This is a genomic window from Micromonospora sp. RTGN7 (assembly GCF_033804645.1).
Taxonomy (GTDB): domain Bacteria; phylum Actinomycetota; class Actinomycetes; order Mycobacteriales; family Micromonosporaceae; genus Micromonospora.
In genome coordinates, this window is the sequence record NZ_JAPZLF010000005.1 from 286,136 (window position 1) to 298,067 (window position 11,932).

10 protein-coding genes are annotated in these 11,932 nt (G+C 74.0%); 5 read left to right on the forward strand and 5 right to left on the reverse strand.

Features of this window, described 5'->3' with window-relative positions; genetic code table 11:
- Positions 1–3 precede the first annotated feature (3 nt).
- Genes SNR22_RS10045 through SNR22_RS10055 form a run of 3 tightly spaced genes read right to left on the reverse strand, consistent with a single transcriptional unit; the run spans position 4 to position 3,460 of the window.
- Positions 4–1,458 carry an MmgE/PrpD family protein gene (locus tag SNR22_RS10045; protein WP_320066237.1) on the reverse strand — a complete coding sequence of 485 codons (1,455 nt, stop codon included), beginning with the start codon at positions 1,456–1,458 and terminating at the stop codon, positions 4–6.
- Positions 1,455–2,486 carry a zinc-binding dehydrogenase gene (locus SNR22_RS10050; protein ID WP_320066238.1) on the reverse strand — a complete coding sequence of 344 codons (1,032 nt, stop codon included), beginning with the start codon at positions 2,484–2,486 and terminating at the stop codon, positions 1,455–1,457. Before SNR22_RS10050 ends, SNR22_RS10045 begins: the two co-directional genes overlap by 4 nt.
- Entirely contained in the window at positions 2,483–3,460 is a 978-nt protein-coding gene (locus SNR22_RS10055) for an asparaginase (protein WP_320066239.1), read from the reverse strand. The genes SNR22_RS10050 and SNR22_RS10055 overlap by 4 nt, the downstream gene beginning before the upstream one ends.
- 197 nt (positions 3,461–3,657) lie before the next feature.
- Here SNR22_RS10055 and SNR22_RS10060 point away from each other — a divergent pair, with 197 nt between their 5' ends.
- On the forward strand, positions 3,658–4,344 hold the full coding sequence (locus SNR22_RS10060; protein ID WP_320066240.1) for a helix-turn-helix transcriptional regulator: 687 nt from the start codon (positions 3,658–3,660) through the stop codon (positions 4,342–4,344).
- Between the two features lie 48 nt (positions 4,345–4,392).
- Here SNR22_RS10060 and SNR22_RS10065 read toward each other — a convergent pair whose 3' ends face one another.
- Entirely contained in the window at positions 4,393–4,788 is a 396-nt protein-coding gene (locus SNR22_RS10065; RefSeq protein WP_320066241.1) for a VOC family protein, read from the reverse strand.
- 192 nt (positions 4,789–4,980) lie between these two features.
- Here SNR22_RS10065 and SNR22_RS10070 point away from each other — a divergent pair, with 192 nt between their 5' ends.
- The 4 genes from SNR22_RS10070 to SNR22_RS10085 all read left to right on the forward strand — a co-directional run bounded on the left by SNR22_RS10070 (position 4,981) and on the right by SNR22_RS10085 (position 10,142).
- A complete protein-coding gene (locus tag SNR22_RS10070) occupies positions 4,981–5,130 on the forward strand; it encodes a hypothetical protein (protein ID WP_201753935.1) in 150 nt (49 codons plus the stop codon).
- A gap of 16 nt (positions 5,131–5,146) precedes the next feature.
- Complete coding sequence (locus SNR22_RS10075; RefSeq protein WP_320066242.1) at positions 5,147–6,577, forward strand: class I SAM-dependent methyltransferase; 1,431 nt, start codon at positions 5,147–5,149, stop codon at positions 6,575–6,577.
- Entirely contained in the window at positions 6,570–8,627 is a 2,058-nt protein-coding gene (locus SNR22_RS10080) for a sulfatase-like hydrolase/transferase (protein WP_320066243.1), read from the forward strand. The genes SNR22_RS10075 and SNR22_RS10080 overlap by 8 nt, the downstream gene beginning before the upstream one ends.
- 231 nt (positions 8,628–8,858) lie before the next feature.
- Positions 8,859–10,142, forward strand: a complete 1,284-nt coding sequence (locus SNR22_RS10085; protein WP_320066244.1) for a citrate synthase — start codon at positions 8,859–8,861, stop codon at positions 10,140–10,142.
- Between the two features lie 77 nt (positions 10,143–10,219).
- On the opposite strand, the gene SNR22_RS10090 is transcribed toward SNR22_RS10085, so the two are convergent.
- Positions 10,220–11,623 carry a glycosyltransferase family 4 protein gene (locus SNR22_RS10090; protein WP_320066245.1) on the reverse strand — a complete coding sequence of 468 codons (1,404 nt, stop codon included), beginning with the start codon at positions 11,621–11,623 and terminating at the stop codon, positions 10,220–10,222.
- Between the last annotated feature and the right edge of the window lie 309 nt (positions 11,624–11,932).

The window sequence follows — 11,932 nt, forward strand, 5'->3', positions numbered from 1 at the left end:
GGTCTAGTCCTTTCTGCCGGGGGTGCCCGGGCCGGCGGGGGCCGGTGGCGGACCGCCGGTGGGATCGGGTGCCCCGCCACGTGCCGGCGAGGTGAGGTGTCGCAGGGGAGTGGAGCCGGGCGCCCGGGCCAGTTGCCGGAGCAACTCGCCGGCCCCGGCCGGCACCCCGGGTGCCCGGATCAGCCCCGCGTCGACGGCGGCCAGCTCGTCCGCCGTCATCGGCTCCTCCCGGTCCCCGGGGTGGAATCGGGCCCGCACGCTCAGCCGGCGGCCGGCGTGGGTCGCCACGTCGACCACGGCCGGTCGCCCGGCCGGGTAGCCGTCGTCCAGGCCCGGGTCATGGCGCACGGTGACCCGCTCGGCGAGCCGGGCGACCAGCGCCTGCCGCTCGTCGGGGATGTCGCCGGCCGGGGCACCGGGATCCACGCCGAGTAGTCCGCAGGCCACCGCCCACGGGATGCTGAACTGCCGGGCCAGCCGGTTGGCGGGAAACCGCTCGGCGAGCAGGGCCGCGCCCGCGTACGTGCGCACGGTGACCGCCGCGATGTCCGTGCCCGGGACGTCCCGGGCCACCGTGCGGGCCACCGCCCAACTGGTCAGCGCATGCGCGCACACCCCCACCGGCTTGAAGTAGGCATCGGGCAGTAGGGGGCGGGCGGTCAGGGCGGCGGCCATCCCCGCCGGGGCCGGCGGGCCCTGGTGGGCGGTCCGGCCGAAGTGGGCCACCGCCGGGTCGGTCGCCGGGAAGCCGTCGCGCACCAGGTACGCCACGGAGAGCCCGCTGGCGGTGCCGAGGGCGGGCAGCAGGTGGTGTGCCGGCAGCCCTCGGCGGGTCGATGGCTCCGGGCCGGCCAGTGCGACGGTCAGCGCCAGGTTCACCGCAGTGGTCAGCCCGGCGGTGTCCAGCCCGGCGGCGACCCCGGCCGCGGCGGCCGCGGCGGCGGCACCCCAGCCGCCGTGCGGGTGCACCCCGGCCCGGGGTGGGCCCAGCAGGAGGCCCAGCCGCGCGCCCACCTCCCAGCCGACGGCCAGCGCCCGGAGGAAGACCTGCAGGGTGGCGTCGGCGTCCTCGGCGGCGGCCAGGCCGGCGGCGTACGCGTGCAGACCCGGATGCCCCCGGGACTCCCGGAGCCCCTCGTCGCACTGGCTGGTGGTGATCGCCGCCGCCGTCGTCGCCGCCGCCCGGGCCGGCTGGTCGGTCCCGCCGGATGTGGCCAGCAGGGTGCAGCGCCCGTCCGGGAATCCGGCGGCGTCCAGGCCGGCGGGGAGGTGACCCGTGGCCGCCACCGCGTTGGCGGTCAACCGTGCGGCGACACGCCGCACCTGGGCCTGTCCCACGTCGGTGCCGAGCAGCGCGTCGGCCGCCTCGATGCCGGCCATGACCAGCTCGGCCAGCACGTCGCCGTTCGGATGACCGGCTGGCGGCGCTCCGCCGGGACGGTGCTCTGCGCGGTTCACGGTGCGATCACCTGCTTGCCGAGTACCCGCCGCTCGGCCAACGTCTCGTGCGCCCGGGCGGCGTCGGCCAGCGGCAGCACCGCGTCGACGCGCGGGGCGAGCCGTCCGGCGGCCACCAGCCCCAGCACCTGGGCGATCTCGTCGGGGCGCTGGCTGCGCGATCCACGCAGCTCGTACTCGTTGCGGAACGTCTGGATGAGGTCGAGCCGGGGGTGCTCGCCGGCGTGCCCCCCGCCGACGATCAGCCGGCCGGTCGGGGCGAGGGTGCCCAGTGCGGCCTCGAAGACCTCGCCGCCGATGTGCTCGACGATCACGTCGAACCCCGCGCCCCCGGTGATCTCGCGGGCCCGGGCCGGCCAGTCGGGCTCCCTGGTGCTCAGCACCGCGTCGGCACCGAGGGAGGAGACGAAGTCGGCCTTGGCCGGGTCACCGACCAGGCCGACGACCCGGGCGCCGCCGAGCTTGGCGAGCTGAACCACCGCGTGCCCCAGTCCACCGGCGGCGCCCGGCGCGAGGACCCAGTCGCCCGGGGCCAGCCGCCCGATGGAGTACAGCGTCCGCCACGCCGTGCCGAAGGAGATGGGCGTCGCAGCGGCCACCACCGGGTCCAGGTCGCCGATGTTCAGCAGGCCCCGGGCCGACACCACGGCGTGCCGGGCGTAGCCGCCCCACCGGGTGATGCCCGGCATGTCCGCCCGGGGGCAGAGGTTGGCCCGGCCGGACAGGCACCGGTCACAGGTCCCGCAGGGCGTGTTCGGCAGCGCCAGGACGCGGTCGCCCGGACTGCGGTCGGTTACCCCGGCGCCGAGCTGTTCCACCACCCCGACGACCTCCCGGCCGAGCACGTGCGGCAGGCGCAGCGGCATCCGGGAGACCCCGCTGCGCAGGTCGGCGTCCAGGTGGTTGACGGCGGTGGCCAGCACCCGCAGCATCACCTCGTCGGGCCCGGGCGGGGGCAGCTCGACCTCGGTGAGGGTCAGCACCTCCGGGCCGCCGTACTGGTTGAACACCACGGCTTCGGTCTTCACGGCCGACGTCCTTCCACCATGTCGTGCAGGGCCTCCGGCACGGCGCCGGGTTCCTCGATGGCCAGGGCGAGGGCCAGGGCCACCCGCGCCTGGGTGCCGGTGAGGTCACCGGCGAAAATCGCCCCGGCCCGGGCGAGGTCTGCCCCGCCGCCGGAGTAGATGGGCCGGACCCGGCCCGCGCCGGTCCGGCTGGTGATGACGACCGGGACTCCGCGCCTGTGGGCCTCGCGGATGGTCTCGGTCACGGCCGGTGGCGCGTTGCCCGCGCCGAACGCCTCCACGACCATTCCGGCGACGCCCGCGTCCAGCGAGGCCCGCAGGTGGATGCCGTCCGCTCCGGCGACGAGCTTGATCAGATCGACCCGGGGCAGCCGGTCGGGCACGGGGTGGGCGGCGTAGTGACCGCCCCGGGCCGCCGAGGACAACCGCAGGACCCCGTCGGGGTCCACCAGCGCCAAAGCCCCGGCCGTGCCTCCGGAGAACGCCGAGACCGCCGAGGTGTGCACCTTGCGGCTCTCCACCGCGGCGCAGGCCACCCCGCCGAGCACGACCGCCGTGCCGACCGGGTGCGGCGCGGTGACCACCCGGATCGCGTCGACGACGTTGCGCCGGGCGTCCGAGTCGGGCTCGTCGGCCCCGCGCTGCGCGCCGGTGAGTACGACGCGGGCGTCGCGATCGGTCAGCTGGCCGGTCAGGTACGCCGCCTCCTCGAGGGTGTCGGTGCCGTGCGTGACGACCACTCCGTCGAATCCGTCGGCGAGCTTTGTCCGTATCTGCTGGACGGTGGCCAGCATGTCGTCGAGGGTGAGCGTGAAGCTCGGGCGTCGGGACAGATCAAAGCCGCAGACCTCGACCCCGGCCGGGACCGGGATGTCCGCCAGCAGGTCGGCGACGGAGTCGCTCACCGCCAGGCTTCCGTCGGGATCCCGCCGCGACGCGATCGTCCCGCCGGTTGCCAGTACTGCGATCCGCACCCGCGCCACCCTCTCGCGTAAATCCCTGAGCAAACGATTGCTCACTTGGCGAAGACGGTTGCACAAACGTTTGCTCTGCACAAGAGCTGGGAGAACGTGGACCGGCAAAAGCTTGCGTCAACCGGCTCGGGATGTCCGACCTGTCGCGGGGGCGGGCGTTTCGCCCGGTCAGCCGCCCGGGTGGCAGACTCGGGGGCGTGTACCGGGAACGCGCCATCAGGCTGGCCGGGGCGGTGCGCTGGGAGAGCGTCAGCGCCGGCGATGAGCCCGTTCGGGTGTTGCCGGACGGGTGCCTGGACCTGCTCTGGTCGTCGGGGCGGGGGCTGCTGGTCGCCGGGCCGGATCGCACGGCGCACCTGTCGGTGAGCGCGCCGGGGGAGCGCTGGGTTGGGCTGCGGCTGCCGCCCGGCGTTGGCCCGGCCGTGTTCGGCGTGCCCGCCGACGAGCTGCGGGACCGGCGGGTGCCCCTGGCGGACCTGTGGGGGCCGACCGCCGTCGCGGTCGCCGACCGGGTGGCCGACGGGCGGGACGTCGCCGCAGTGCTGGAGGAGGTCGCCCGGGGCCGGCTGGTCGCCGCAGGCGGCCCCGATCCGCTCGGCGCGTACCTGGCGGGCCGGCTGGCCGCCGGGGGGCCGGTCGGCGCGGTCGCCGCCGAGGTGGGCCTCGGCGCCCGGGCGCTGCACCGCCGCTGCCTGCGCCTCTTCGGGTACGGCCCGAAGACCCTGGCCCGCATCCTGCGGATGCGCCGGGCGCTCGCCCTGGCCCGCGCCGGTACGCCGCTGGCCGAGGTGTCCGCGGCCGCCGGGTACGCCGACCAGGCCCACCTGACCCGCGACGTACGCGACCTGGCCGGGGTGCCCCCGGGCGTCCTGCTGCGAGCCTGAACCCCCCGCCAGGGTTCCGCCGGCTCGGTCGCCCGGACGGCCCCGAAGTCAGTCGGAGGGCAGCGGGGCGTACAGGTCGACGGGGTTGCCGTCGGGGTCGTGCAGGATCGCGTACCGCTGGCCCCAGATCGCGTCCCACGGCTTCAGGTGGCCATGGAAGCCGGCCTCGGTGAGTGCGGTCCAGCAGCGGTCGACCTCGGTCGGGTCGGCGCAGCGGAACGCGAGGTTGACTCGGCTGCCGGTGGGTGGCACCCAGTTCGGGTCGAAGCTCCGGATGGTCTCGACCGTGTCCCAGGCGAGCCGGAAGCTGTTGTCCAACGTGAACTCCACATGGGGTTCGGATTCCGCGCCGGGTGGGATGGCCAGCCCCAGGCGTCGGTAGAAGTCGAGGGTCCGGGCCATGTCGGTGACCGTCATTCCAACGAGATCGAAGCGAGGTGTCATGTCGTCGACCGTACGGTGGGGAACTCGATCACTCATAGAACGGAACGGACGCCGTCGGAGTCACCGGTGTGGCCTCGACGCGGCTACTCTTCGCGTACGGTGGCAATGAGACAAGTCCGGCTTATCCGTAGATACACCCCATAACGGCGTGTTCGGGAGCCGGCTCCGAGACGGCGAGGGGAAGGAGCGGCCGTGATGCACCTGGCCTACCTGGACGCGGGATCCGGCAGCCTGATCGTGCAGGCGGTGGTCGGAGGGGTGGCCGGAGCGGCGGTGGCCGCGAAACTGTACTGGCGTCGGCTCACCACCCGGTTCCGCCGCCGGCCCACCGACCGTTCCTGACCCGGGCGCGCCGACGATGACCGTCCCCGACACCGACTTCCGGGTCGAGCCGGGATCGTTCCGCGATCCCGCCAACCGGGTCTTCTACGCCGGCGGCGAGGTGCTGCGCGGGCTCGACGCACGGTCGGCCGAGGACTGGCGGGCCCTGGCCGCCAGCGACTTCTTCCCGCCCCTGCTCGCCGCCGGCAAGGTCTGCGGAACCGAGCCGGTCGAGCCGGCCCGGTTCCCCGCCCCCGACGGTCGGCCGTGGGCGGCGGTGCTACGCCACGAGCGCATCCCGTTCGTCTCCCACCCGTACGAGTGGTCGTTCGGCATGCTGCGTGACGCCGCGCTGCTGCACCTGGAGGTCCTGCGCACCGCGCTGAGCGCCGGCTTCACCCTCAAGGACGGCTCGGCCTACAACCTCCAGTGGCGCGGCACGCAGCCCGTCTTCATCGACGTGGGCTCGTTCGAGCCGGCCCGCGACGGCGAGCCCTGGGCCGGCTACCGACAGTTCTGCCAAACCCTGCTCTACCCGCTGCTGCTCACCGCCCACCTCGGCGTGGACTTCCAGCCCTGGCTGCGCGCCCAGGTCGACGGCATCGAGCCGGAGCAGATGGGCCGGTTCTTCACCGGCGTCCGCCGGCTGCTGCCCGGCGTCCCCACCCATGTGCACCTGCACTCCGCACTGCGGCAGCGGCACGCCACCGCGACCACCAGCGACGTGCGGGCGCAGCTGCGCACCGCCGGGTACTCCCGGGAGCTGGCGCTGGCCACCGTGCGCCGGATCGAGAAGCTGGTCCGCCGGCTGGCCCCGCGTCACGCCCCCAGCCACTGGGCCGACTACCGGAGCACCTGCACGTACTCGGCGGGGGACCGGGCCACCAAGGAAAGCTTCGTCTCCGCCGCGCTGACCGCCGGGCCGCCACCGAGCCTGGTGCTCGACCTGGGTGCCAACGACGGCCGGTACGCCCGCATCGCCGCCCGGCACGCCGACTACGTCGTCGCCGTCGAGCAGGATCCGGCCGTGGTCGACGAGCTGTACGCCGCGCTGCGCGCCGAGGACCAGCGGCGCATCCTGCCGCTGGTGATGGACCTCGCCGACCCGTCTCCCGGCGGCGGCTGGCGCGGCGTCGAGCGGGCCGCCTTCGCCACCCGGGCCCGGGCCGATCTGGTGCTGGCCCTCGCCGTCGTGCACCACCTGGCGATCGGGCGTAACGTGCCGCTGGCCCAGGTCGTCGACCAGCTCGCCGACGCCTGCGTCCCCGGTGGGCGGCTGGTGGTCGAGTTCGTCCACCCCGACGACCCGATGGCCCGACGGCTGCTGGCCAACAAGCCGCCCGGCCTCTTCGCCGACTACCGGTCCGACGAGTTCACCCGGCTGCTCGCCGCCCGGTGCCGGATCGAGCGGCGCGTCGAGTTGCCCTCGGGCACCCGAACGCTGTACCAGGCGGTGGTGGGTGGCTGAAGCGACCCGCGTACCCCCGGCGGCGCCGACCCCGACCGCCGACCCGGCCCCGGACGGCCCCACCCGGGCGGCCCGGTGGCGGGCCGAGGTGGGCCGGCTGCTGGAGGTGGTGGCGCTGGTCGGGCTGGTCGTCACCCAGCCGATGCTGGACGTGCTGGGCCGTAGCCCCGACTTTTTCCTGTTCCACCGGGCCACCCGGGGCGAGATCCTGACCCTGGTGGCCCTGATCGCGCTGGTCCCCACGCTGCCGGTCGCCCTGCTCGGTGCGGCGAGCGGGTTCGCCGGGCGGGCGGTCCGGGCCGCCGTGCACACCGGGGTCGTCGCCCTGCTGCTCGCCGCGCTCGCCGTGCAGGTGGGCCGGCACGGCACGCCGCTGCGGGGGGTACCGCTGCTGCTGGTCGCGGCGGTGCTCGGCGCCGCCGGGGCGGCGGCCCACCGGCGGTGGCGCGCACCGGGCCGGGTGCTGCGGGTGGCTGCCGCCGGCCCGCTGGTCTTCGTCGCGCTCTTCGTCTTCGCCTCCCCGGCGTCGGCGGTGGTGCTGCCGCGCGGTCACACCGGGGCGGCCGGGGTGGCCGGGGCGGGGGAGCACCCGCCGGTGGTCCTGCTGGTCCTCGACGAGCTGCCGTTGGTCTCGTTGCTCGGCCCCGACGGCCGCGTCGACGCCGCCCGGTACCCGCACTTCGCCGAGCTGGCCGCCGGCTCCACCTGGTACCGCAACGCCACCGGGGTCAGCGGCTGGACCCCGTACGCGCTGCCGGCGATGCTCACCGGCCGGTACCCGGAGCGGCCGGTCGCGCCGCACTACTCGCAGTACCCGGAGAACCTGTTCACCGCCCTCGGCGGCCGGTACGACATCAGGGCGCAGGAGAGCATCACCCGGCTCTGCCCGCCCAGCCGCTGCGACCCACCGGCCGGCCCCCGGCCCGGCCTCGGCACCCTGGTCCGCGCGAGCGGTGAGCTGCTGCGCCAGGTCACCGCCCCGGTGGACAGCGCGGTCGACCCCGAGGCGTCCTACCGCGAGCCGACCGCCGCCGAGGCCGGCCTGGACGCCGCCGAGCCGATCCCGGACGACCCGAAGTTCCGCTGGGACAGCCTGGACGACAACCAGCCGGCCCGGTTCACCACGTTCCTGGCCGGCCTGCGCCCGAGCGACCGTCCCACCCTGCACTTCCTGCACCTGCTGATGCCGCACGCGCCGTGGCAGTTCCTGCCCTCGGGGGCCCGCTACGCCGCACCGGATGACCTGCCCACCGACGGCACGGGCTGGGTCGAGCTGGCCCGGCAGCGCCATCTCGCCCAGCTCGCGTACACCGACCGGCTGATCGGCGAGACGCTGCGCACCCTGCGCGCTACCGGCCTGTACGACCGGGCGCTGGTGGCGGTCACCGCCGACCACGGGGTCAGCTTCGACAACGGCTTCCAGGGGCGCGGGATGGCCGCGATCCGGGCGGCGGCGGGGCAGGTGGCCTGGGTGCCGATGTTCGTGAAGGAACCCGGCCAGCGCGCCGGGCGGGTCGACGAGCGCAACTGGGAGCACGTCGATCTGCTGCCCACCGTCGCCGACCTCGCGCACGTGCGGATCCCGTGGCACGTCGACGGGCGCTCCGCCCGGCAGGCCCCGCGCGAGCGCGCCGACAAGCGCTTCTACGACCAGCCGGGCGAACCGGTCACCCTTCCCGGCGGGGTGCCCTCCCCGCCGCCGCTGCCGGCACCCCACCGCCTGGTCGGGACCACCGTGGGGCAGCCGCCCACCGCCGGCGCCGTCCGGGTGGCGGACCTCGCCGCGTTCCGCGCCGTCGACCCGGACACCGGCGAACTGCCGGCCCTGGTCTGGGGCACCGTGCCGGCCTCCGTACGCGACGGCACGCTGCTCGCCGTCGCCGTGAACGGCCGGATCGGGGCGGTCGTCCCGGTCCTGCCCCCGGACGCCGGAGGCCGTCGCTTCGCCGCGTTCCTCCCCGACGACCGGCTGTTCCGCGCCGGCGCGAACCGGCTGGACGTCTATCGGGTCGGCCCGGGCGACGAGCTGCGCAGCCTGCGGGTTTCCTGAGAGTTTCCCGCGCCGCTTCCGGTCGACGCCTACCCGGCGATCCGACGCCTTCGCCCTGATTCGCCCCGATTTATGGTGCCTCTCGCGTCACGCGGGTTTCCCCGCCCTCCGGCCGGGAATCGGGTGACGCATACCTCACCGCCGAACCACGGCGGGCGGTGTCCCCGCAACCGTGTTTACGGTAAAAGCGAAGGCAATTCATCGTAGATCTGCCGGCGAAGCGAGGAACACATGACGGAAGTCAAGCTCGATCACCCCGGTGGGCAGCTGTCGATGCCGGTGCAGTCGGCGGTCGAAGGCCCCGCCGGCATCGGCGTGAGCAAGCTCCTCAAGGAAACCGGGATGACAACGTACGATCCCGGGTTCGTCAACACCGCGGCCTGCTCCTCCGCAATCACCTACATCGACGGCGACGCGGGCATCCTGCGGTACCGGGGTTACCCGATCGAGCAGCTGGCCGAGAAGTCCTCCTTCCTGGAGGTCTCCTACCTGCTGATCTACGGCGAGCTCCCCGGCCAGCAGGAGCTGACCGAGTTCAGCGAGCGGGTCCGGCGGCACTCGTTGCTGCACGAGGAGATGCGCCGGTTCTTCGACGGCTTCCCCCGTGACGCGCACCCGATGGCCGTGCTCTCGTCTGCGGTCAGCGCCATCTCGACCTTCTACCAGGACAGCCTGGACCCGTTCGACCCCGACCACGTCGAGATGTCCACGGTCCGGCTGATGGCCAAGGTCCCCACCATCGCCTCGTACGCCTACAAGAAGTCCATCGGTCAGCCGCTGCTGTACCCGGACAACTCGCTGGGCTACGTGGAGAACTTCCTGCGGGGGACGTTCGGCGTGCCGGCGGAGCAGTACGAGGTCGACCCGGTGATGGCCAAGGTGCTGGACATGCTGTTCGTCCTGCACGCCGACCACGAGCAGAACTGCTCCACGTCGACCGTGCGGCTGGTCGGCTCCAGCAACGCCAACCTCTTCGCCTCGGTCTCGGCGGGCGTGAACGCCCTCTTCGGACCGCTGCACGGCGGCGCCAACCAGGCCGTGCTGGAGATGCTGCAGAAGATCCAGACCGATGGCGGCGACGTCGCGTCCTTCGTCCGCAAGGTAAAGGACAAGCAGGACGGCGTGAAGCTGATGGGCTTCGGCCACCGGGTCTACAAGAACTACGACCCGCGTGCCGCCATCGTGAAGAAGGCCGCCCAGGACGTGCTCGGCCGGATGGCCAAGCCGGATCCGCTGCTGGACATCGCGATGCAGTTGGAGGAGATCGCCCTCGCCGACGACTTCTTCGTCTCCCGCCGGCTCTACCCGAACGTGGACTTCTACACCGGCCTGATCTACAAGGCCATGGGCTTCCCGACGAAGATGTTCACCGTCCTCTTCGCCCTCGGCCGGCTCCCCGGCTGGATCGCCCAGTGGCGCGAGATGATCAACGACCCGGAGACCAAGATCGGCCGTCCCCGGCAGCTCTACACCGGCTCTGCCGAGCGGGCCTACGCCCCCCTCGCCGAGCGCTGAGGACCGGCTCCACGACGCACCACGCCGTCAGAAGGCGGAAATGTCCCGCCCGGGCTCGCTGCGGCTCAGCGCACCGGTCAGCGCAGGCCGGCGGCGGCGAGCAGGTTGCCGTGGGGGAGGGCCGGCAGGGTGCGGCCCTGGGTCATCCGCTGCTCGGCCCGCTGGGCGGTGAACGTGGCGTCGGTCGCGATGGCGGCGGCGTAGCTGGCGGCGGTGCGCTGGGCGATGGCCGACCAGCCGTACTGGTCATGGACCATCCGGCGGGCGCGGCGGGCCAGGGCGCGGGCTCGGTCCCGGTCGGACAGCAGGGCGTGCACGGCCTCGGTCAGCCCATCCGGGTCGTGCGGTGCGAAGGTCATCCCGGTCACCCCCGGCTCGACGATCTCCGCGAGGCCGCCGGTGGTGGCCACCGCCAGCGGGGCGCCGGCTGCGGCGCCCTCCAGGGCCACCATCCCGAACGGCTCGTAGATGCTCGGCACCACGAAGCAGTCGGAGGCGGCCATCAGTGCGGGCAGGTCGGTGCCGCCCAGGAAGCCCGGCATGGTGACCATGCCGCCCAGGCCGCGGCGGTGCACCTCGGCCTCCAGTTCGGCGCGGTACGGGCCGTCGCCGGCGATCACCGCGCGCAGCCCGGGGTGCCGCTCGCGCAGCCGGGGCAGCCCCGCGATCAGGTGCTGCACACCCTTCTCGTAGACCAGCCGGCCGGCGAAGGTGATCAGCGGGCCGTCCCCGGCGAACCGGGCCCGGGCAGCGGTCACCGCGGACGCCGGCACCCGCCAGCGGTGCGGCTCCACACCGTTGGCCACCACGTCGATCCGGCCGTTCGGCACCCCGAACAGCGTGTTCACCTCGTCGCGCATGTATCCGGAGCAGGCGATCACCCGGTTGGATTCGCTGCTGAGCCAGTGTTCGATGCCGTGGATGGTGCGGTTCATGTCGTCGGGTAGCCAGCCTTGGTGTCGGCCGGCTTCGGTGGCGTGGATGGTGGTGGTCAGTGGGAGGTCGAGGTGGTCCCGGAGGGTGATGGCGGTGTGGGCGACGAGCCAGTCGTGGGCGTGAATGACGTCGTAGGTGCCGGATTCGGTGGCGCGGAGGGCGGCGCGGGTGAGGGTGTGGTTGAAGGCCATGGTCCAGGCGAGGAGGCTGGTGGTGGCGAGGGGGAAGGTGACGGGGTCTTCGGTGGCGCGGAGGATGCGGACCCCGTCGGCGTATTCCTCGAGGGGTGCGCCGTCGGTGTGGCGGGTGATGACGGTGACGTCGTGGCCGGCGGTGGCGAGGGCGACGGAGAGGGCGTGGACGTGGCGGCCGAGGCCGCCGACGAGCACCGGCGGGTACTCCCAGGACAGCATCAGGATGCGGCGGGTCTGCGGGGGCACCCCGGACCCGCCGGCCTGGGGGATCGAAGGCCGGGAGGTGAGGACGGGCCGCCAGGCCCGGTCCGTGGCGGTGGCGGTCTGCTCGCCGGCCCGCAGGGTCGTCACATCAAACTCCGTCCGTGCATGGTGAAACGCGCCGACAACGATGCGGCGAGAATCGGATGTGGTGGGGGTGGCCGAGGGCCGAGTGGGGACGCGCGTGGACGCACCTGCCCGTACCAAGGAAAGGGCATCGGGGGCCGAAGCGCATCTTCAGCGGGGTGAAGGTGACGAAGACCACCCGAAGGGCCTAGTCGGTATCAGGTGGGAGGATTCGGCTACGACACCAACGGGTGGATTGGGCGGACACCCGTCGGGGCATTAGCGGCGTGCGCTCGGCCGGCCCGCCCGGCAGGGGCGCTCATCATCATGGGC